Raw genomic sequence first — 21240 nt, 5'->3', positions numbered from 1 at the left:
AGATCCGGCACCAGGTGTGCTCGACGGAGTTTTTCCGGCGCAGAGTGTGACGGAGGCCGATGAGGGTCAGCATGCCGAGAGACCTCGGCAGGTTCCGTCAGCCCACCTTGTGGTCGACGGCCAGCGCCAACTTGTTGTGCAACCCTGCCGACCCGCGGCACCCACCGCTCCCCCCATCGGGCCAGCCGGCGACAGCATCCGCACGAACCCTCGCACTTCACCATTTCGCGTGAATGGCATGTATTCACCAACGCCTCCTGATCGCTCCTCGATAACGTGACAACGCCAAATTCGCGGATCGGGAAGTAGGACATTCATGCGTACAGAAGCGGTCGACCGGGTTCGATTGGTGTTCACCCTGTTCGACGCAGACGGCAATGGATTCATCGACGCCGACGATTTCGAACTGATGGCCAACCGCGTCATCGCGGCGGTGCCCGAGGCAGCCCAGGCGAGGCAAAGCGCGGCCTTGAGTGGTTTCCGGGCCTTCTGGGGGGCCCTCGCCGAAGAACTGGACACCAACCGTGACGGCAGGGTCGATTTCGATGAGTTCCAGGCGGTCGTGCTCGCGCCGGAACGGTTCGACGAGGCGATCGGGGAGTTCGCCGAGGCACTCACGGCGCTGGCGGATCCGGACGGGGACGGGCTGATCGCGCGACCGGTCTTCGCGGAGGTCATGACCGCCATCGGCTTCGCGCTTCCTAACATCCACGCTCTGTTCGACAGCCTGGAGCCGACAGCCACGGACCAGGTTGCGGTGCCGGCCTGGGCCGAGGCCATCAAGGAGTACTACCGTCCCGACCTGGCGGGCATCGTGGGCGACCGCCTGGTAAGCAACCCGACGAGCTGAGGCTGCGGGTCAGTGGATGCACAGGTTCGCCCGGTCGGAGCCGCGTGGTCAGCACTGGCGTCGTGGACAGTGGCTGGCGTCGAGCAGACTGCGCGGCCGGACAGGGCCTGGCCGGCCTCGCGGCGGGTCGGGGGCACGATGGCGGGACCGGAAGCGTTCGGCCGCCACTGTGTACGGCGCGGTGGACGTCGGCCCGGTGTGGGGAGTGCGGTTATGCGCCTCGGTGGCAGCGGGTTTCCATACGGAACCGGCGGTGGATGTCGAACGCGGACACCCACGATCCGCTGGAGCACCCAGATCTACGGGGGGTTGCGGAGGTGGCGGCCGCGCAGGAGCGGTGGCCGGTGTGGCGTGGCGGGCGATCGAGGACGATCCGTTGTGCCGGCGTCGCTGGGTGCGGCGGCTTTGCCAGAGGCCCTGCGTCCGGCCCCTGCCGCCTGGCGACTGCCCCGTCATCGCTGTGTCCGCACGCGCAGAGCCTGGACGGCCCAGTCGAGCACTGGAGCCAGTCTCTCCGGGGCAGGCCAGCCGTTGACCACAGCAAGCAGCTGGACGTAGCGCTCCCAGCGGGCGTCGTTCACGCTCTCCAGTCGAGTCGCCAGCCGACGGCGAAGGGCAGCGTCGTCGGGTTCGGCGAGAAGGTGCGCGTACTGCGCCGTGAACGCCACGACGATCGGATCGGCCAGGGATGAGTCCGGGGCGATTCCGGCGGCCGAAGCCGGGCCGACATGGTCCCGGACGGCTGCGGCAATGTCGCGACGCGGGCCCATGGTGTCGCTTCGGGCCTGCTCAGCTGCCTGGTACTCGGCCATCCGCCGCACGAGGGCGCGGAAATCCGGGTCCAGAGACAGTTCGGCCAACTCCACCCACGCCTGAACCTGCTCCGCCTCCGGGTTGTCGGGCAGCTCGGGTGTCATCGACCGTGTGACCCCCGCGAAGGCAGGGGCGGCGTCCATACCGCCGAAGACGACGTCGAGGAAATCGCCGATCAGATGTCGGCGTTGCTCCTCGGAGAGCTGGGCCAGCCTGTGCATCAGCTCCGTCTCGGCAGGTGTGGACCCACGCTCGGCCACAGCCGTCAGCACCGCGCGCCGCCGGCGCAGGACGTGGATCTGCACTGCCAGTGCTTCGGCGTGCGCTGCCGCGACCTCGGGCAGCGAGAGCTCGCGGTCCACGACCCTGCGGATCGTGGGTAGGTCCAGCCCCAGCTCCCGCAGAGTGCGCACGAGTTGCAGGCGTGCAACGGTGTCGTCGTTGTAGAGGCGGTAGCCGGCCGGGCTGCGGTCCGTCGGCACGACGATTCCGCGATCGGAGTAGAACCGAATGGTCTTGATCTCCGACTGCACCGGGCATGGGGCTTTGTCCATGCAGGAGCCGGGTCTGGCTCCCTATCCGTCGAAGGGGCACGTCGAGTGACGACGGCGCTCGGGTCCGCCTGCCGGGAGTGATCCGAGAGCAGTCAGTCCTCCGTCTGCGGGTCCGACGCTTCTCAGGCGGCACGATACGGAGCGACTACGTGCGACGCCGGTGGCCGTGACAGGGGTCGAGGTGGTCATGGACGCAGCATGGGCCAGGCAGACCGCCCGTCCGCGTCGTGAGAGTGGAAACGCCCCCCGCCGCCACCGCGGAAGAAGGCCGGTGCAACATTTCGCCAGGGCTGGCGCGTCGGTCAGGTGGGGGGCCGGAGCCTTCGGCCGCGGTGGGCAACAGGAGGGACGGGTAAGCGTGAGAAAGTCTCGCGAAGACGGGTTCATAGAGTTCGCAGGCGGCCTCACGGGGCATCTTTTTCGTTCCGCATGCCTTCTCACCAGCGGTGACACCTACCTCGCCGAGGATCTGGTGCAGGAGACGCTGGGGCGGATGTACCTGAAGTGGGGGCGCATCTCCCAGGTGGACAACCCTGCCGCGTACGCCCAGACGGTTCTTGTACGGACCTTCCTCACATACCGGCGCAGACGTTCCTCGGACGAACGCCCGGTGGCAGAACTGCCCGACGTCCCGGTCATCACCGGAAGCGATCCGCTGCTGCGGCTGGCATTGCTCCAGGCACTCGGACAACTACCGCCGAAGGACCGGGCCGTGGTGGTGCTCCGCTACTGGGAGGACCGCAGCATCGAGGAGACGGCCGACGCCATGAACATCAGCTCGTCCGCCGTCCGGACCCGGGCATCACGGGCGCTGGCCCGGCTGCGGGCCCAGCTCGGCGGCAGTCTCACCGAACTCGTCCCCGCTTCCTGAGCCTTCACCCCTGAAGCAGCGGCGGGCGATCCGTCTGCACCGAGACCCCCGATCCACCGCCGTATCCGAGCCAGCCAAGACCGCCCTCAACTCAGGCCCACCGGCGCCGACTGGAGATGGTGAACCGCCATGCCCCTCGAGAACGACACGGACAACGACACCGTAGGCACCTCGAAGAACCGCTTCGAGAACGACCTCGGTGAGATCATGCGGCGCACCGGCGGCACGTTCGTCGCCGACCGGCGGGCGCTGCTCGAAGCGGGGGCCCTTCGTGGCCGTCGCAAGGCCGCCCGCCGCTGTGCCACGGCGCTGACCGCAGGAGGGCTGACGCTGGCCGCGCTGGGGACGGCCGGGGTGTACGTGACTGGCGAGGTCGGGGGCGACAGCGCGTCGGTGGCCGACGCGGCTCCGACCTGGACACCCTCCTCGACGCCGGATGGCCCATCCCGTAATCCGGACGGCTCCGGGGGAAGCGGCCAGAGGGAGGACCCCGCGTCCTTCATGCGGGCACACGCCAACCAGATGATCAAGCTACTGGAAATCAGCCTCCCGGTCCTTCCGAAAGGGGAGTTCAGCAAGCAGCGGGGCACGAGCAACATGGGCGGTCCTGGCGTGGCCGACGCCTCTTTGGTCTACGACGACAGCTACGGGGCCTCCCTCGTCACCATCTCCGCCCGGCGCATCGATCCGAAGGATTCGAAGATCCGGCAGTTGCTGAAGTGCGGGAAGACCGCTGACGGTTCCCCGTGCACGGTCGGTCCCTCCGGCGAGAAGACGGAACAGGGACATGTGGGCGGCAAATCCAGCGGCGTGAAAGTCTGGAAGTCCACCCGCATCTCGGCAGAGGGCTTCCTGCTGCAGGCGGTCGAGTACAACGCGGCCTCCCCCACGGGCGCTCCCACCCGGAACGAACCCCCGCTGAGCGTCCTCCAGCTGGCAGAACTGGCGGCGAGAGTGGAGGGGGCGTTCACGAAGTACGGCGTCATGAACGCCGAAGCGTTCACCAGCCCGCGCCCTGTCCAGAACAGCTGGGAGGTCTTCGAGACGCTCGGCAACCTGGTGCCCACGGGGCAAGAGGTGGTCGGCCGGGGTGGTGGCGGCGACGAAGGCTACGCAATCGTGCGCGACAAGAAGACGAAGGCCAAGACATTCCTCCAGGTGCGACTGGGCCACGGCACCCCGGACGGCGGCAAAGTCATCACCCGCAACGAAGCCGGCCGGCACGCGGGCACGGTGGGACGGACGGCCGAAACCGTGACCGCGAAGGGCCTGCGGGTGACGGTCACCTCCTACAACGCGGAGTATCCGCACAAGGCTCCTGTGCTCTCCACGCCCCCGTTCACCAAGGCCCAGCTGTCCGCGATCGCGACCGCCGAGGTATGGCAGTCACTCAAATAGCCCTGCCACCCCGTCCCGTCAGCCTGCGGCTGACCCGAACCGTCCTTCGCATCCGCGTGACTCTCCACCACCACGGTTGTGGAAGGAAACCACACCCTCATCGAGGCCGAAGGCGATCCGGCACGTCGGCTCACCTGCCGCGCGGATCGCCTCCACCACAGCCTCTGCGCCTCTGCCCCTCCGGTCTCCAGCCTTGGCAGGATGCTCCTGGTCGTGCAGGTGATCGCCGACGTATTCGCGCCCGTCCTCACGGGCGGCGTCGGCATCCCGAGCGGCCGGGCACGGCAGATGCTGCACGCCATGCGAATTCGCTTCCCGGGCCCAGGCCCCGTCAATAGGCCCGGGCAACCGATGCGGCGAGCCGAGCCCGCACTTCGTGTTCCGCTCGGGCGAACCTCACGGTTGTGCGCCCTGACGGTGCAATGGGGGCCGATCGAGTATCTCGATGTACATGATCCGGCCGCCCACGACGTCGAGGATCAGCATGCCTTTCGAGGGCGAGAGAGGTACGCACCGATAATCCGGACCGTAGGGCTCCCCCTGCGGATGATCTGCCGTCCGGATGCTCTGGCAAAAGTCGTCGCCGCAGCCGCACTCGTCGACAAGACGCAGATCCCGCGCGCAGATGGCCAGCTGACGTTCTCCTTCATCCTCGAGGAGAGCAGTCAGCTCGGTGACGAGGTCTGGGAAGACGTCGCGCATGAGGGGGTGGTCCTGCTCGTCCTGCTCCATGGCCGGAGCGTAGCCGGGGCTGCTCGGCTGAGCACGCTGACGGGGGTGTCCAGCCACAGCCACAACCACAACCAGCAAGATCAGAATCTACGGCTGGAGTTCCGAGCCTGCTCACCACGGCCGCGCACCCACCAAGGGAGACACTGCGGCAGATCCGGAGCATGCCAGCCGGCCGAAGGCCTGCTTCCGCTCCTCCTTGGCAGTGCCCGGACAACACCCTCGACGGGCCGCTGTGACCACTGCCCGGAGCCCTCGCAGCCGCACGCGAGCGCCGACCGTACGCCGAGAACGCGTCGCCGCCCGGAGCGGGGCATCCGGCTCACGGCCGTCGCCACGACGATCAACGCCCAGGACAGCTCAGCCGAGCCCGGCGTCGCGCGGCCCGCCGCAGTCCGCCAGAATCGTGGCCGCCCGACTGCGATATGTACGGTAACGACGCAGATACGACCGTGCCATCGGGCCTGGTGGTACACCACGCGCAAAGGCTCGCATGTTGCGTTCGCCCGCGTTGTAACCCAGAGCCAGCAGTTCGTCGCGGGTGTAGCGGCGCACGTGGCGCCCCGGGAGGCCTCGGTCGAGGTCCTTCAAGTGCAAGGCAGCCGCGTGAACGGCGAACGCGGGGTCGTCGCGAAGGTCTTGCCACCGCTCCGAAAGGCCGTGCGTCCGCCGAACCTCTTCGAACGTCGCACGGTGCATGTTCGCCACTCCGAAGGCCGCCCCGGGCTTCCACCACTGCCACAGCCGCTCCAGGAGCGGATGGTGCGGTTTGTACGCCTCGTTGTGGAGCACGGTCATCACGAGCAGAGGTGAGACTTCCAACTCCCCTGCGCTGCGCACCACGTACTCGGCGTAGTCGGCCGGATCGTAGCCGCCCGGCCGCAAGGGTGGCGTCGGGACGCCACTGCGGTCCCCCAGCGGGGACCATCGCTTCTGTGCCACAGTCAATCGCCCGGCCATCCTCACTCACTCGCCCCTGCCACCCGCCCTCGCTCGGAGGGCAAGGCATCCACCATGCTGAAGTGCGCATTCCCACATGGACGGGCCTCAATCCGCGGCGACGAAATCGCTCCGCTGGGCGGTGCCACGAGGCCCTGGGCCGCGAGGCAGGCCGGCCGGTCCGGCCGCGGAGGCGGCAGGGCCCGGACCGCGCGTCGCGGTCCGGGCCCTGCCTCCATGCGGAGCCGCCTTGCGGCGGCGGTGCCTCAGCTCTGCGCGGTGTCGTCGCCCGTCTGCCCGGCGCCGTCACCTGCGCCCGCCTTCTCGCGCATCTTGCGCACCAGCTCCGCCTTCTGGTCGGCGGCACCCTGGCGGTCGAGGTTGCGGTGCGGACCGTTGTTCTGCCGTTCGGCGCGGGACAGCTTCTTTCGCTGGCCGCCGCCCATACCCACGGGGTTGTTGATGTTCTTGCTCACGGGTTCTCCCGGAATGATGTGAAGTGATCTACGGATTCATGGTGGGGGACGGTCGCCGCGACGTCGAAGACGTCAGCAGGGGCCCATCACGCTCTCACTCGTAAATCGGTGTTTGGAAGAACATGACGAAGACGTTACCCGGTTCCGTCGGCCCCGCACACCAAGATGCTCACCCCCGGCTTCGGCCAGGGCTTCGGCGAGCGCCTGGTGTCAGCCGTTTCTTCCGGCAATCTCAGCACCGCCGGCACCCGCCGGTGGACGCCGCCCGCTCGAGGCAGGTCCAGCGGCTACCTGGGCCACGGCCTTCAGCGAGGAGTTCTTCGCGGTCTGCCGGCCGGACGTGCGCCGGGCATGGAGCGCGGCCGCCTGGACCAGGAGCGTGCCGGGGTGCATGACCGAGCTCGCGATGCTGCTGCGGCTCGCAGACCGCCAGTCGCCCGCCGGACAACGACGGCGTCCCGCCGGCCGGTGGGAGGTGCGGGCCAGTTCCCGCTGCTGCTCGCGCTGGGCTCCTGGGCCCACGACGGGGAGCACGGGACGCACGACGAGAGCCTGCTGACCTTCAACACAGCCGAGCACCCCTTCTGTCACTACGAGTTGGCCCCCGCGCGACTCAGGCGCCGGAGACAAGGCCCCACACGCGGTGCGACCCTTCGCCACGTCGTTCCGGACTCCTCGTCCAGCCGCGACGCCGGAAGCCCTCGATACCCTGGCCGGGTCCCGTACGCCCATCTTGCGGAGCATCATGGCTGACCGGCCGGACTCACACTCCACCCCACTCCACGACCAGCCGTTCCCCGAACTGCTCGGATACCCGTGCCAGGTAGTGATCAGCGGCGACGGGCAGTGGATCGCGGGCAGTTCGGTGATGCACCGGTACAGCCGGGTCGCCGTATACAGCGCCGCCGACCTGTCCTGCGTCCACCTCCTGACCTTCACGGAGGAGGCCGAGTCGATCGCCTTCCACCCCACGCTGCCCCTCCTGGCCATCGGCCTCGACAACGGCCACGAGTACGGCCGCGAAGGGGGCCTCACCCTTCTCGAGTGCGACACGGGCCACCGCGTCGACTTCACGGACCCGGCGTGGGGCATCGAGCCGGTCCGCTGGAGCAGGCCGTTGGAATCCGAGGTCGTCGACCTCGACTCCCGTGCCGGGGTCCTGCACGTCCTGTGCGCCGACGACAGCCTCGTGTCCCTCGACGCGGTCGACGGGACGGTACTCCACCGGCGTCCGCTGCCCCCGTATAAACCGCTCTGCCTGCACGCGGCATCCGACGGCACGATCCTCGTCGGCACCAGCGCAGGCCAGATCCTGCGCTGTCCAACGACACGCGTACAGGGCCGGACGGCCGAGCGGTAGCAACTGTGAAGCAGCATCCACTCGACGGCGGTGCGATCCCACCAGCACGGCAGCGTCACACTCGCGGCCCTCACGATCTGGCTCCGGACACGATCCGAGAAGCACTGCGTGGGCGTACACCTCGTCAGCCGCACTCGCTCGAGGGCAGACGCGTGGCAGGGCCGCCCTCGCTGCCTGCCGCAAGCCGCCCCGAGGCCCTCAGCCGCTTACGCTCGCGTGGTTGAGGGAGTCATGAGAACACGTGAGTGAGGTCGCCGGAGCCATGATTGGGCCGGCCCTCGGGGCCGCAGCTCCTGTGGCTGCCTCGCTCGCCGGGAACGCCGCCACCGAGGCTGCACGAGGGCCCGGCTGGCTGGACGTCCTGCGGCGCCACCCGTGGGCGTCACCCGCCGTCGTGCTCGTGCTGACAGGACGTAGTTCAAGAAGGTCCGGCAGAGGTACGCCGGGCAGTGCATCGCTGATGTCGGCTTCGGCTGCGCGGATACTGCTGGCCCCGGAAGCCTGGGGTCCTACGCCAAGGACGCGGCGAGGTGTCCCGGAGGACATCGTAGGAGCGTCAACCACCACGGAGGCCACGAACGGCGGTGCGGGCCTGGTGCGTACCGGCTGCGGACCGGGTATCGCCCTCCTGCGCTCTCTCCGGAACGTGCGGCACGATCGGACACTGCCGGAGGCCTAATTCTCCGGCGAATTCCAACCGGCCCGCCAAGCGTTCCCCCGGGCACACGACGCTGGAAGGCCCTCCCGCACTCCAACACTCTGCAGAGCGGCACCAGTTCCCACGAGAATCGAGGCCGGTTTCAAGAATCGCCCCCCGAACCACCAGGCGATATTTGGAAAATTGCAGGTCGCGGCGTTTCACCTCTGAGTTCCTGCCCCGGAGCGCACCCGGCGGGGGTGGCAGGTCGAGAACGCTGAGCGCGCGGCCGGGGGCCGGACCGGCACCGGCGTACGGATTGCACGCTATCTCCGCGCGGTAGGTGCATCAATCTGGCTGCGGCTCCGGAATCCGCTACGCGTTGTGGGTCAGTAGACCGGAGTCGATGACATCAGCGATCAAGGCGGCGCCTCGGCTGTTCTGGTGGATGTGATCGGTCGTGAGCACGAGGTCTCTGCGCTGCGAGATCGTGTCGAGGCTGCGGCGAAACACGGCGTGTTGGACGAAGACGCCGAGGCCCGCCGCGGGGGTCACCTCCCGGTAGGGAATCGGCGGTGGGTCCGCTTGGCGCAGTTCCTCCGTCTGGCGTTCGTGGAGCGGAAGGTAAGTCACCTCGTCGGTGGTGGCGACTTCGGCGATCATTCGGCTGTAGCGCTGCGATGCCTGCGCCGCTGCTCCGTCTAGTTGTTGGCCGAGCACCGGGAGCGACAGCAGACCGATCGTCGCGTCGGTCTCCGCTCGCAGTCGTTCGACGACGGATCCCAGGCACTGCTGGAACCAGCTGGCGGACGGGCGCTCGGGGAGCTGTTTGCGCTTCATGGCCTTCTCGACGCGGTAGCCGGCAAGGCTCGCTCGGGCGTCGTTGGTCCCGATCAACACGGTGATGACGTCGGGCGGGTTCGCGATGACGGCGTCGAGGCTCCGCAAGAGGTTGTAGGCGAAGTCACCGTTTGCGCCGAAGCGGGCAAGGTGCAGATCACCGGGAGGGTGGCGTCGTCCGAGGAGATCCAGGTAGTCGACGCTGATCAGGGCGCGGGTGAGGCTGTCGCCGAGGCAGGCGATGCGTACCGTCATGGTGCTTCCGGTCCCGGCACGCCGACGCGTTCGGTGGGGTGGGGGGCGGTGCGAGGACGGTGGTCGGTACCCAGGCCGGCGGTGATGGTCAGGATGGACGTCAGCCCGGTCATGTCGACTGCGTGCCATACCCCGGCCGGGTTGATGGTGGCCTCGCCAGGCCCGAGCAGAACGCGGTCGGGCGCTCCGTCCAGGTCGCGGGTGACCGTCGCCGACCCGCTGAGGCAGACGACCAGCTCGTCGCCGGCGGGGTGGCTCTCCCATTGGGCGCCAGGGCCTTCGCCGTCGAAGATCATGACCATCCGGCCCTCGGCGCCGTCTGCCGCGACCGCGGCGCTGTAGGCCTGGAGCGCCTCTGGGTCCCAGGCGAAGCCCTCGATGGGTCTTGCTGCCGATCCCAGTCCGAGGTGCACAGGGATGGTCCTCAGGTCGATGGCCTTGGGTTCGTTGATGAGAGGTCTCATGCCGACGATCGTCACATCGCAGCGATCGGGTGGTCTTGAAGGAATGGGAACACAAGCCGGCGCTACGGGCGGTCGGCCGGCGACTGCCGGGTTCCCAGGAGGACCTCGCTGTGACGCCAGGCCGTCGGCGTTCGGCCCGTGAACTCGCTCCAGTCCCGGACCAGGTGGGCTTGGTCGGCGTAGCCGGAGGTGGTTGCCACATCGGCCCACGGGAGCGGGTCCCGCGCCGTCGCCAGGTCGTGCGCGTGTTCGAAGCGGAGCACGCGGGCGAGGGTTTTCGGTGTCAGGCCCATCTCGCCGCGAAACCGTTCGGTAAGGTGCCGGCGGCTCCAACCCGATTCTGCGGCGACTGCACCGATTTGGACCCAGCCACGCGCGGCAACCAGGCGGCGCCAGGCCTCGGCCACCTCGGGGTGCATCCGGCGCACACGGTCACTGCCGGCGCCACGACCGAGAGTTCGCAGGAGCAACTGGTCCAGTACGGTGAACCGTGCCGCCCATGTCGATGCGTCTCGGAGTCGGTCGGCCAGTTCGACGCCAAGCGTTCCGAGAAGGTCCTCCAGTGGGACCAGTGTGTGGGCGAGTTCGGCGGCGGGCATGCCGTAGATCGCCCGGGCACCGAGCGGTGTCAGCGATAGCTGAACACCTTGCTGGCGTCCGTCGTGGTGAATCGCGACGGACCGGCACATCAGACCGCCGGCCACGCTGCCGAATCGGGTGACTGGTGACCCGTCGTCAACGCCTGACGCCACTTCGAAGGGATCTGACAGGCTGATCACCGCAGTGAGCGCGCGGCTGGGCGGGCCGCAGTGCACCCCCGTAGGGAGCCCGCGAAGGTCGAAGCCGACATACGAGTCGACGTACTCCCGCAAAGCGGGCGCCGGACGTGCACCGATCCCGGTGGCCATGCGACCCTCCACCTCCTCTGAGTTCGAGCCAGCGAGCCCGACAAGATCATCCCCGGACCGCCTCGTCGCTTGCCGGTCCGATCTGCGTCCGCCACGGACGGCACGTCGACGGGTGTGTACGGGTCAGTCAGGCCCAGGTGCGGGTGAGAAAGTCGGCAACCAGCGGGGCGATTTCGGGCAAGTGGTCCTCCAAGGCGAAGTGACCGGTGTCGAACAGGTGAAGTTCGGCGTCCGGCAGGTCGGAAAGGTAGGCCAGCGCGCCGGGTTCGGGGAAGAACGGGTCGCCGCGGCCCCAGGTGATCAGGGTCGGCGGCCTGTGCTTGCGCAGCCACGCCTGCCAGTCGGGGTAGGCGGCGATGTTGCTCTTGTAGTCGTAGGCGAGCGCGCGTTGCGCGTGCTTGCGGCCGGGCTGGTCGAGAAAGTGCTGGTCGAGCAGCCAGCCCTCGGGCGCGATCAGTTCGGGGTCGACGGTGCCGCCCTCGTACTGGGCGCGGGTGGCGTCCAATGTGAACATGTCGAGGACGGCCTGGTCGGCGCCGGGTGTGTCGGGGGCGAGGGCGGTGAACTTGCGGGCCGGCTCCGACAGCCCCTCGGCATATGCGTTGCCGTTCTGCACGATCAGGCCCGCGACACGATCCGGGCGGCGGAGCGCCAGGCGAAAGCCGACGGGGGCACCGAAGTCGAAGAGGTACATCGCGAAACGGGTCAGGCCCAGGCGTTCGGTGAAGCGCTCCACGACATCTGCGAGCCGCTCGAAGGAGTAGACAAACCCGTCCGGGGTGCGGGTGTGCCCGAAGCCCGGATAGTCGGGGGCGATGAGCCGGTAATGGTGGCCGAGGGTGTCGATCAGGCGACGGAACTGGTGCGAGGCGGAGGGAAAGCCGTGCAGCAGCAGCACCACGGGAGCGTCGGGGCGCTCAGGCAGGGACTCCCGGTAGAAGACCTTCACCTGATCTACCTCGATGAACCGGTGGGCGGTCCGGGCCGGAACAGCGATGGGGGATGGTGTCACGGTCATCAAAGCACATGCCTCCTCAGCGCGAAGTCGCATTAGCATTAAGCCCTCGCTGCGGCTAACGCGTCAAGGGCACGATGTAGCATTAGGGCATGGCTGACAGTGAACCTCTGATCGGTGAGGCCCTGGCGCTGGACCTGGTCAACACCCGCCCCGCAGGCGCCCACGGGCGCGTGGACCTGCTTGCTACCCCACAGCAGTTGTCCGGCTGGCTGCTCCTGGAGAGAGACCGCCTCCAGGGAGAGGTCCAGAACACCGCACCGACCCGGTCCGACCTCGCCCCCCTCCACACCGTCCGAGCACACACCGAAGCCGCTGTCCGGGCACTGTTGGACCGATCGGAACCCCCCGTGCGGGCCCTGCGCGGACTCACCGAGGCCCAGCGTGCGGCACCACCCGTACGCGAACTCGACTGGGACGGCACCGCAGTCACAGCCATCCCCCGCCGCAACGGCCCCCTCGGCACCCGCCTCGCCGCACTGCTGGCCGAGGCCGCTGCCGAGATGCTCAGCACCCCCGCGATCGACAGGCTCAAAGAATGCGAGGCCGACGACTGCGTCATGGTGTTCCTGACGGCACACCCCCGCCGTCGCTGGTGCTCCCCCACCCGCTGCGGCAACCGGACCCGCGTCGCCCGCTACTACCGGCGCCACAACCAGGCCGAGCCGACCCGTACCTAACGGAGACAGCGCGCACTCCCGCGGACCTGCCCGCTCAAGGTCGAGACCTCACGGACCATGCCCGCAGGCCTACTCCGGCCCGGTCCTTCGGTGGCCAGATCTGGATGTCCCCCCCGGCGTCGGATCGCCGTGGGTAGCCCGGTGCAAGGTATGCGGGGACAGCGGTGAAGCCGCAGGCGGGGAGGGCCGGGCCGCGCCGCCGGCCGTCAGCTCTCGATGGACCGCGACCACGTCACCTTCTGCAACGCCGGCGGGCGCGAGTGGCGGTGCCCATGGCTCGGCTCAGAGCCGGCGGCCACAGCGGCCCCGGACACAAGACGAGCAGACGCGCGCGCACCTCGGTGGTGTGGCAGGGGCGCGTCACAGTGAACTCGCGGTAGCCGCCGAGCTGTTCTGCCGTGCTCCTCCCCGTGCTGGGGGCATGAGTTGGACGGAATCTCTTCGGACAGCACCTACCCCTGTTGGCGCGGGCGCCTGCCGGTCGGTCCATGGGCCTCTACCGGCCGAGGCTCCACGCTGAGGGTCCTCGCCTCCGATCAGCCCTGACGTCACTCCGGGACTGTCACGCGCAGGCTTCACGGCAGAGCGGAGCTACGGGCCGGCCGCCCCCTTGGCCGCCTCTTCGGGGGCACGAGGATGAACCAGTGGGTGCGCGGCGGAGTCGGCTGGGGGCTCTGCGCGGCGGCGGGTGAGGGACCATGCTGCGGGGTTGGCGCCCTTGAGGTACTCGGTCTCGGGGATCCAGGCGTGCACGAGGAGCAGATTCGCTACCACGGCTTTCGCGGACACCGCTTTGTCCAGCCAGAGCCACGCTCCGACGGACGCCGCGCTCGTGACCACCATGAGCGGCCAGATCCGGGCGAAGCGCCGCCACAGGAACACCCTCGTCGGAACCGTCGCCCCGTCATAAGTCCAGGCCAGGACGAACCCGGACAGTACGAAGAAGAAGGTGACCCCGCTGCGGCCATACCAGACGGCCTGGCTGAGCCCTGGTATCTCCCCGGCCTGACGGGACAGGTGGTACAGGACGACCAGCAGAGCGGCCCAGAAACGGAGCCCCGTCAAAGACGGCAGCCTGCCCCGGTCGGACACGGGCGCTCCGACTCGGGTACGGAAGTTGATCGCGCGTTGCATCCCGCGATTATCAGCACTGTGTCCAGCGGCGGCAAAGGAGGACCTTCGATCGGTGGCCGGGCGGCCGCGGTGGCCGACAGGAGCGGCGGGCCCGCCGATGGGTGGGCGGCGACGCCGGCCCTTCTGATTCAGTCACACCGCGCCGGCCGCGTACGTCCCGCTCCCGCCGCTACCTGCCTCGACGGCCAACCGCCCCCCAAGAATTCCGGGCGGAATGCCCCTCAGGCGCCTACGGAATGGCGACGGCGGCGCTGGGGCCCTTGGCTCTGATCCGGCCCGCCACACGGCGGGCCTGATCCACTCAGCTGATGCCTCTGCTTCAGGCGCCGGCGCGGACCGGCCCCGGCTTCGCCCGGATGCAGTGCTGGGCAACCGTGGCTAGGCCCGCGCCGAAGTACCGCCGCCTCGTCCTGGCCCACGGCGTGAGGCCGTACATCGCCCGCCCGGGCCCGAACGTGGCCTCCCGACCCGGCGTCCGACTGCTGGCTCCGAGGGGTCATTCGCCCTCCCGCACCGGTTCGCCGCTCACAGATCTGCTGGGAGATAGGCGACGACATCCACAGGGCTGCCCCACCATCGGAGGTGCACTGATCCGCTGGTGACGCCCGAACTCGCCACGGGAGCCTGAGAACAGGCGCGGTGCACGGTCGACAGGCCCCCGGTCGGCTCAGGTCGGCTTGCGCCACACGGAGATGTGCTTCGCGGAGTCCTGGGCGAACGGCGCCCCGTCCCAGTCCGCGACGCGACGTTCCAGTTCGAGCCCAGCAATCCGTGCCATCAGGTCCAGCTCTGCCGGCCAGGCATACCGATGCCGGGAGTTGCCACGACGGTATCGGCCGTCGTCGCCATCACGGGTGAAGTGGTGCGAGACGAGAATCTGCTCGACGAGATCGAAGGTGTCGAAGCCGAGATGCCCTTCAGAGAGGTCGAACGGCACCGCGACCTGGCCTGGCGGCAGGAACCGCAGCGGCGGCACACCCAGCTCGATGACGAATCGGCCGCCTGGCTCCAGATGACGTGCCGCATTGCGAAAGCACTCGACCTGCTCGTCCTGCGTGAGCAGATTCGAGATGGTGTTGTAGACGAGATAGACCAGGGTGAACTCGCCGGGGACGACGGTGGTAGCCATGTCCCCGACGAACACCGGAAGCACGTCCTCGGCGATCTTGCGCCGCAGCACCGCGGCCATGTGCTCGGACAGTTCGATGCCCACCACCGGTACGCCGCGTTCCCGAAGCGGGACTCCCACGCGTCCGGTCCCGATGGCGAACTCCAGTGCCCGGCCGTCCCCGGCAAGCTCTGCCAGACAGGCGAGAGTCGGTTCGAGAGCGGCAGCCGAGGACGATTCGGCCTCCTCGGCGTCGTAGCGGTCGGCGGTCGCACGGGTCCACAGCTCACTGCTCGTCACGGGCGGCCACTCTGCCGGGCGCCAAAGGGTGCTGTCGACGCATTTACCTTCCACCGGCTCCGATGACACGGCGCCGGGCGATCCGGCCCTGGCCTCCGGGCTCCCGGGCTCGGGAAGCAGTGGTGCGGCTTCCACCCGTCGCGCGGCGGTCCTTGGATGCGGGGCCGCAGGCGGCCGGCGATCGGTCCGCCGCTTCCCGGACTTCCGGCGATCCTGGGGGGAGAGGGTGGCCGGCGTCGGCCACGCCGCGATCTCCTGGGTCATGACTGTGCAGCATCTCGGCGAAGAGCAGGAGGTCGGTCGGGCCCGCTTCACCCGTCGGCGGCAGCGGCGTCGTGTGACAGGGCTTCGGCGGCCCGGACGGAGGCGATACTGACGTGACAGACGCCTCCGCCGGACCAGCTCGGGACACGGGCGGGCCGGTGGAGACGCACCTTTGCCGATGTCCCCGAGGGGAGCCGTTCATGACCACTGCGAAAGACCTGTTCATCGTCACCATGGACCCGAGGCTGGAGCATGCTGTGGGACAGGGTGACCTGTCGCTCGCACTCGCTGGAGCCGAACTGATCGATCTCAGCGCCGCCGGGACCATCACCGTGGACGGCGATCGCATCGTGCCGGGCGGGCCGCCGGCTCCGGACGACCGGCTCCTCGGCGAGGCTGCGGCACTGCTCACTCGGCAACCGCCTTACGAGCGGATCGAGGACTGGCTGTGGCGTCGGGGCCGGGACCTCGCGGACGTGTACCGGACCGCACTGGAGGAGGACCACGAGCTGACGCGGAAACGGAGCGGCCGATTGTCCCTCGGCTCGGAACGCCTGGAACTGGTCGATACGCCCAGCCGACGCCGGGCGACCGACCGCTGGGAGGAGAAGGAACCCGTCCTGGCCCACCTCGCCTCGGTCGTCGGCATCGACAGCGCAGGATCCGACGACGAGGCCGGCCTCGACGACGAGGCGGTGGCGACCGTGGTGGCCGCCGTCCACGACGCGGTGATGGAGCTGGAAGCCGTACGCCAGAGGCGAACCATCGAGAACGCTGCCTTCGCCAACCTCTGGCGCGGACCGTGAGCCCGGTCCGCCGACCGGGGTGACGGGAGCGGGCAGCGCCGCATCCAGGCCCTCAGCCCGCCGCTGGAACACGGGCGCCGGTGGTCCGGCTCGTGGCGGCCTGCGGCCCCGTTGCCGTCTTCGTGGCCTTGCAGCGGGGCTCCCTGCCTCCACCACGCCCGGTGCCCGGGTGGAGGGCTGATCCCGGGCCACCGCTCGGCCCGCGTTGTCAGTGCCTGGAACGTGCGCGGCGAGGGCAGAACCCCCACACGGCCGAAGCCCTGCGGAGCCGGTAAGGGTCTGTGCAGGTCCCACGGTTGTGGGTAAGCAGCCCGGGGCGCCGTCGGCCGGCCTGCCGCTCGTGCAACGGGCCGACGTCGGTGGTGTGCAGCGCCGGGGTGAGCATCACGCCGGTGCAGACGACCAAGGCGTGGGATCACTCCGGCGCGTGCCCGGGGCTGGCCGTCGCGGGAGAGGGCTCACGTGGCGGGCGGGAGTGCACGCTGACGGCATAGCCGCAGCCTTGGTCGTAGGGATCGCCGCTCCAGGTGGCGTAGCGCTGCCGCAAGGTCAGTCCGGCCTGGGCACACCAGTGATCGAACTCCGTGAGGGTCACCGGCGGCTCCGGCAACGGAAGGTGCGCCGCATCCAGTCCGAAGCCCGTGACCAACAGACCACCTGGTCGCAGTACGGCGGCCAGCTGCCGGACGACAGCCGATTCGGTGCCGGGGGCCAGAAGCGGGATGACGTTTCCGGCGGCGAGCGCCAGGTCGAAGCCCGGTTTCAGGCCGAGGTCCTCCAGACGGGCCAGATCACCGAGGAGCCACTCCTGCGCGGGGGCGTCCCGCCGGGCGACGGCGAGCATCGAGGAATCGATGTCCACACCGGTGCAGTGGTGGCCGAGCTCGGCGAGCCGGACCGCGATCCGACCGGTGCCGCAGCCGGCATCGAGTATCCGGGCGGCGGGGTTCAGCAATGCGGCGCAGAAGGCTGCCTCACCGTGCATGTCGTGGCCCGATTCGGCCAGCCGCGCAAAACGCTGAGCGTACTCCTCGCCGGCTTGTCCCCCGGTCAGCTCCGCCCAACGGTCGCGTTGTCCAGTCATGTTCGGTGTGCCTTCCGGTCAGCCTCGCCCCACAGGGACAAGGACGGTTTCATCACTTCTTACGAAGGTGTGGGTCTCACGGGCTACACGAATGCCGCCGGGGCGAACGGGTGCCCGGAGGGTGTCTCAGCGGGATGGGGTGGATCTGGCGATCGATCCGGCGGCGAGCGTGGCCACCGTGTCCTGCAGTGAGACGGCGAAGTCCATCCTGGCCATGCCCAGACCGGGGTCGGCCTCGTAGGCTGCGAGCATCGCGGGCGAGGGGCGGGAGTGGGTCCACACCGCGCCGATCATCATGGTGATCGAGGCCGCCAGGTGGAAAGCCCGCTCCCCCAGGGCCGGCAGGTGGATGACGGCGATGGCGGCCAGATCGCCCATGTTCGCGATGGCTGCCCGCTTGTAGTGGGCTGCTGCCTGCGGGGAGGCCTTGTGCTCCAGCACAGCGGTCTGCGCGCTGAGCAAGTCGCAGAAGACCGTGCGCCCCGCCAGAGAAGCTGCCAGCGCGGCGGCGAACTGCTCGGTGCGTTCCTGCTGGGACGCGTCCGCGTCGATCGCCCCCGCCAGGGCTGTCGGCAGGTCGGCCGCCCACTCCTTCCACGCCCGGTCCAGCAACTCCAGCAGGATCACCTCGCGGGACTCGAAGTACCGCAGCACGTTCGACTTGGCCAGCCCCACCCGGCGGCTCAGCTCGTTCAGGCTGACCTCCGCGACGGGCATCTCGTCGAGCATCGCGGCGGTCACGTCGAGGATCGACCGCCGCCGGACCTCCCGCTGCTCCTCGCTGCGCGCACGCTGGAAACTCGTCATACCCATACTTTACGGACCCCCAGTCCCTTAACATCAGACCGGCGGTACTTTACGTTTGGACAACAACAAACCGGCGGTCTGATACGGCCCGTCACACACCGCTTTCCGGCCTAATCTCGATGACAGGGGCATGACTAATGCCAACCGGTGGGCATAGTTCTCAGGCCCCGGGAGAAGCTGCAACCGGCCAGTCGGCTGATGCAGTCCCCCTCCCCCGCTCTCGGTTCCGAGCGGGGCCGAGCCCCCCCACGAGTGAAGGGACGCCAATGCCGCACTCCTTATGGCTCAAGGCAGCCGGCACCGCCGCCGCGGTCACCCTGGCCGCAGCAACAGCAGCGCACGCCACACCACCGACGGAGCCGGCCACCACTCAGAACGCGGCGGCGGTAGTGACACTTCGCTACGACGACAGCCGAGCAGGCGGCTGGGAAGCGGCGATATCCGCCGGAGTCGCCTCGTGGAACCAGAACGTCGGCAATGTCAGGCTGGTCGAAGCCGCACCTGGCACCCGGGCCGAGATCCAGATCGTCGCCACCAGCGGATGGCCGCAGGCGACACTCGGCCCGGTGCGCCCGGGCGGCCAGGTGCGTGTCGAACTGGGCAGCCAGGCCGTATCTCAGGGCCATGACAAGACCCGCATCGCCGCCCACGAGATCGGGCACAGCCTGGGCCTGCCCGACACCAAACCCGGCCCGTGCTCCCAGCTGATGTCAGGTTCGAGCGCAGGCACCAGTTGCAGGAACGCGGTTCCGAACGCTGCTGAACGGGCTCGCGTCGAGTCCGCCTACGCCAACGGCCTGGTGTCACTCACTCCTGCCGACGGCCGCACTCTGGTGGACGCGTACTAGACGCGTATCAGCCGCCAGGACGACAACAGCGCCAGGTGCCCGGCCCACGCCGTGCGGTCGGGCACCTACGACTGGGTGGGGGCTGCCGCACATCGGCCACGCCTGTCCCGCCTTTCGATGGTCACGCTGGGCGGCAGGCGAGGCGAACGCCGACCGACCTTCGGTGACGCTCAGCGGTAACTCGATTCGAAGATCTGGCGGATTCCCGTCAGCGGGTACGCAGTCTCCCGGCTCTCATACTGCAGCTGCAAGTAGAAGTCCGTCACGACCACCGCAAGCGGCGCGTGACGGACGAGCGCCCTCATGGCCTCCGGCGGACCGGCAGGCAGTCGCATTCCTTCGGCAGTGCCGATCTCCCGCGGATACCGGAACCGAGGGGTGCGGCACCGTCCACGTGCTCGTCCAGTGCTCGATCACTGCGCAGGGCCAGGGAGGTGGAAACGGCGTTGTACGCGTCCAGCCGCTCACCGGACGACATTCCGGCACCGTCGACCATCACGTGCATCCGGATGCCTGTCCCCTCGGCACCGGCCTCGGGCGTCCACAAGGGCACCAGCCACCGCCGAAGGGCGATCTTCACCGCACCGTACGTGAGACGCGCACACCGATGTCGGCGACTGAAGCAGGCGGACGGGCAATGGCCTTCGCCGGAAACGAGACATCCGGGACGACAGGGGTCTGGCACCGGCCGCGTCTGCGGGCTCCGTACCCGGGAAGAGCAGCCGACGAGTCAGCTGCTGCGCCGGGCAAGGCTGTAGATGAGGATCAGGAGTGCCGCTGCCATCACCACCCAGGTGCAGCCATGCGGGAGCGGCTGAGGCGTCTGCGGCTGTGGTCGTCATGATCGAGGTCATCGCGCTCTCTCCTTCTTCGCGTGTGTCCAAGGGGGTACTGACACAGACACTCGGAGACCGGCGCCGGTGCGGAACGTGCGCGTGCCCGGGAACGGTGTCGGCAGCGCGGAGCTTGTGGGTCAGCGCTGCCGGCCGGTCCACATGGGGTCTGGGGTCAGATTGTCATGTGGCAGTCACCGTCGACCTGCTCGCCATCCGCTGCCGATGCCGGCGGCGTGCAAGGCCAGCAGGCCCAGGCCGAGCAGCATCGCGTTCGCTGAGGCAAGAACTTCGTTGGCCGTCATGTCGGCAACGTTGATCAGGACAGCGGTGGCGAACAGTACTGCCGCGGCTATCGCCAGCATGAGGTGGACTCCTTCGGTCTGTTGACAGGCGTGTACCCCCGATCGCGGGAGGCAGACGCCTGGTTACGGCAGTCCCTCGGGGGCAAGCTGAGCTGATCGCCCCCAGTGGGTGTGCGCGTGAGGGCCGAGGGCGTCATATCCCTGTCCCGGCCGGCCCGTTGCCACGCACGGCGGCCTGCACTTCCGGATGACCCGGCCCGCAGCCGGCCGGTCCCGGAGCAGGTTCCTCGCGCCTGTGGCTGGTTCCGACGAGCCCGTGCGGGACGTGACCGCAGTGACATCCCCACGCGTTCGGTCGCCCCGGTGGCGAATCCGATGACAGGAGCCCACCGCTGGTGGCTGATCCGGAGTATGCGGCGAGTCGGGGACGAGGCATCTGAAGCGCCTGCCACGTTGCCTGGCTCCGCTGCCTATCCCCACAGGCTGCTGATGCCCCCGTCGCCGTCCTCACCGTTCCACACGACGGACGTCAGCCAGAACGGGAACCAGAAGACCTTCTCGGGCAGCACGAAGCCGATCATGCCCCAGAGGATGGGCAAACCGAGCAACGCGGTGAACAAGCAGCCGCAGCAGGTGATCCCCCGGTTCACCGATGTCAGCAGACCGCGTTCCGGTTGATCGCTTTTCCCCATGGCCGCGACGCTACCGGCTTGTCGGAGGCATTCTGCCCGGATGGACATCGTAGGGCGGGGCGCTCGGCGTGAAGCCCTCGGCCCGAGCCGCCCTGTTCAACACCTGAACGGCTTGGGGGCGCCGCCCCACCGCCTTGGTCACCTCAGGGGTACCTGTACGACGCGCCCCGCGCCGAGGCCCAGCTTGTCGAGGTGGCCACGAACTCCGATGCGACCAGCGGTCGTTACGCGACGGGCGTTGCGCCGCCTGCCCGGCTCCGCCTGATACCA

At 68.9% G+C, this 21240-nt stretch carries 21 protein-coding genes; 7 read left to right on the top strand and 14 right to left on the bottom strand.

The window, feature by feature from the left end:
• Window positions 1–316 precede the first annotated feature (316 nt).
• Entirely contained in the window at window positions 317–850 is a 534-nt protein-coding gene (locus OO67_RS33055) for an EF-hand domain-containing protein (protein WP_033305511.1), read from the top strand.
• Between the two features lie 452 nt (window positions 851–1302).
• Here the strand turns inward: OO67_RS33055 and OO67_RS33050 are convergent, their stop codons facing one another.
• Complete coding sequence (locus OO67_RS33050; protein ID WP_033305510.1) at window positions 1303–2217, bottom strand: MerR family transcriptional regulator; 915 nt, start codon at window positions 2215–2217, stop codon at window positions 1303–1305.
• A gap of 358 nt (window positions 2218–2575) precedes the next feature.
• Here OO67_RS33050 and OO67_RS33045 point away from each other — a divergent pair, with 358 nt between their 5' ends.
• Together OO67_RS33045 and OO67_RS33040 are read left to right on the top strand one after the other, a co-directional pair.
• The gene (locus OO67_RS33045) at window positions 2576–3088 is read left to right on the top strand and encodes a SigE family RNA polymerase sigma factor (protein WP_033305509.1); all 513 of its coding nucleotides are present in this window, start codon (window positions 2576–2578) and stop codon (window positions 3086–3088) included.
• 129 nt (window positions 3089–3217) lie between these two features.
• Window positions 3218–4486, top strand: a complete 1269-nt coding sequence (locus OO67_RS33040; protein WP_033305508.1) for a hypothetical protein — start codon at window positions 3218–3220, stop codon at window positions 4484–4486.
• Between the two features lie 396 nt (window positions 4487–4882).
• Here the strand turns inward: OO67_RS33040 and OO67_RS33035 are convergent, their stop codons facing one another.
• The 3 genes from OO67_RS33035 to OO67_RS33025 all read right to left on the bottom strand — a co-directional run bounded on the left by OO67_RS33035 (window position 4883) and on the right by OO67_RS33025 (window position 6630).
• Window positions 4883–5218 (bottom strand): hypothetical protein, encoded by a 336-nt coding sequence (locus OO67_RS33035; RefSeq protein WP_033305507.1) that lies wholly within the window; start codon window positions 5216–5218, stop codon window positions 4883–4885.
• A 357-nt stretch (window positions 5219–5575) separates the two neighbouring features.
• Window positions 5576–6058 carry a lysozyme family protein gene (locus OO67_RS33030; RefSeq protein ID WP_244300412.1) on the bottom strand — a complete coding sequence of 161 codons (483 nt, stop codon included), beginning with the start codon at window positions 6056–6058 and terminating at the stop codon, window positions 5576–5578.
• 362 nt (window positions 6059–6420) lie between these two features.
• Window positions 6421–6630, bottom strand: coding sequence for a DUF6243 family protein (locus OO67_RS33025; RefSeq protein WP_033305505.1), 210 nt, complete (start codon window positions 6628–6630; stop codon window positions 6421–6423).
• 745 nt (window positions 6631–7375) lie between these two features.
• On the opposite strand from OO67_RS33025, the gene OO67_RS33020 reads away from it, so the two are divergent.
• A complete protein-coding gene (locus OO67_RS33020; RefSeq protein ID WP_033305504.1) occupies window positions 7376–7990 on the top strand; it encodes a PQQ-binding-like beta-propeller repeat protein in 615 nt (204 codons plus the stop codon).
• 1012 nt (window positions 7991–9002) lie between these two features.
• On the opposite strand, the gene OO67_RS33015 is transcribed toward OO67_RS33020, so the two are convergent.
• The 4 genes from OO67_RS33015 to OO67_RS33000 all read right to left on the bottom strand — a co-directional run bounded on the left by OO67_RS33015 (window position 9003) and on the right by OO67_RS33000 (window position 12112).
• On the bottom strand, window positions 9003–9722 hold the full coding sequence (locus OO67_RS33015; protein WP_033305503.1) for an SGNH/GDSL hydrolase family protein: 720 nt from the start codon (window positions 9720–9722) through the stop codon (window positions 9003–9005).
• Window positions 9719–10186 (bottom strand): cupin domain-containing protein, encoded by a 468-nt coding sequence (locus OO67_RS33010; protein WP_033305534.1) that lies wholly within the window; start codon window positions 10184–10186, stop codon window positions 9719–9721. The genes OO67_RS33015 and OO67_RS33010 overlap by 4 nt, the downstream gene beginning before the upstream one ends.
• A 62-nt stretch (window positions 10187–10248) precedes the next feature.
• Window positions 10249–11094, bottom strand: coding sequence for an AraC family transcriptional regulator (locus tag OO67_RS33005; protein ID WP_033305502.1), 846 nt, complete (start codon window positions 11092–11094; stop codon window positions 10249–10251).
• 127 nt (window positions 11095–11221) lie between these two features.
• Complete coding sequence (locus OO67_RS33000; protein WP_033305501.1) at window positions 11222–12112, bottom strand: alpha/beta fold hydrolase; 891 nt, start codon at window positions 12110–12112, stop codon at window positions 11222–11224.
• A gap of 89 nt (window positions 12113–12201) precedes the next feature.
• On the opposite strand from OO67_RS33000, the gene OO67_RS32995 reads away from it, so the two are divergent.
• Entirely contained in the window at window positions 12202–12789 is a 588-nt protein-coding gene (locus OO67_RS32995) for a CGNR zinc finger domain-containing protein (RefSeq protein WP_033305500.1), read from the top strand.
• A 591-nt stretch (window positions 12790–13380) separates the two neighbouring features.
• Here OO67_RS32995 and OO67_RS32990 read toward each other — a convergent pair.
• Complete coding sequence (locus tag OO67_RS32990) at window positions 13381–13923, bottom strand: acyltransferase family protein (protein ID WP_078598432.1); 543 nt, start codon at window positions 13921–13923, stop codon at window positions 13381–13383.
• Between the two features lie 667 nt (window positions 13924–14590).
• A complete protein-coding gene (locus OO67_RS32985) occupies window positions 14591–15331 on the bottom strand; it encodes a class I SAM-dependent DNA methyltransferase (protein ID WP_033305499.1) in 741 nt (246 codons plus the stop codon).
• A gap of 464 nt (window positions 15332–15795) precedes the next feature.
• Here OO67_RS32985 and OO67_RS32980 point away from each other — a divergent pair, with 464 nt between their 5' ends.
• A complete protein-coding gene (locus OO67_RS32980; protein WP_033305498.1) occupies window positions 15796–16401 on the top strand; it encodes a GOLPH3/VPS74 family protein in 606 nt (201 codons plus the stop codon).
• Between the two features lie 415 nt (window positions 16402–16816).
• Here OO67_RS32980 and OO67_RS32975 read toward each other — a convergent pair whose 3' ends face one another.
• The gene (locus OO67_RS32975; RefSeq protein ID WP_033305497.1) at window positions 16817–17485 is read right to left on the bottom strand and encodes a class I SAM-dependent methyltransferase; all 669 of its coding nucleotides are present in this window, start codon (window positions 17483–17485) and stop codon (window positions 16817–16819) included.
• 126 nt (window positions 17486–17611) lie between these two features.
• Window positions 17612–18292 carry a TetR/AcrR family transcriptional regulator gene (locus tag OO67_RS32970; protein ID WP_033305496.1) on the bottom strand — a complete coding sequence of 227 codons (681 nt, stop codon included), beginning with the start codon at window positions 18290–18292 and terminating at the stop codon, window positions 17612–17614.
• A 266-nt stretch (window positions 18293–18558) separates the two neighbouring features.
• Here OO67_RS32970 and OO67_RS32965 point away from each other — a divergent pair, with 266 nt between their 5' ends.
• The gene (locus OO67_RS32965; RefSeq protein ID WP_033305495.1) at window positions 18559–19140 is read left to right on the top strand and encodes a snapalysin family zinc-dependent metalloprotease; all 582 of its coding nucleotides are present in this window, start codon (window positions 18559–18561) and stop codon (window positions 19138–19140) included.
• A gap of 301 nt (window positions 19141–19441) precedes the next feature.
• Here OO67_RS32965 and OO67_RS39415 read toward each other — a convergent pair whose 3' ends face one another.
• Both OO67_RS39415 and OO67_RS39185 read right to left on the bottom strand, forming a co-directional pair.
• Window positions 19442–19720, bottom strand: a complete 279-nt coding sequence (locus tag OO67_RS39415) for a hypothetical protein (RefSeq protein WP_208861117.1) — start codon at window positions 19718–19720, stop codon at window positions 19442–19444.
• 447 nt (window positions 19721–20167) lie between these two features.
• A complete protein-coding gene (locus tag OO67_RS39185) occupies window positions 20168–20338 on the bottom strand; it encodes a hypothetical protein (RefSeq protein ID WP_167748687.1) in 171 nt (56 codons plus the stop codon).
• Window positions 20339–21240 lie beyond the last annotated feature (902 nt).

This window comes from Streptomyces atroolivaceus, from assembly GCF_000717025.1.
Classification (GTDB): Bacteria; Actinomycetota; Actinomycetes; order Streptomycetales; family Streptomycetaceae; genus Streptomyces; species Streptomyces atroolivaceus.
The sequence above is the reverse complement of the archived record's forward strand: the minus strand, read 5'-3'. Positions and strand labels throughout refer to the sequence as shown.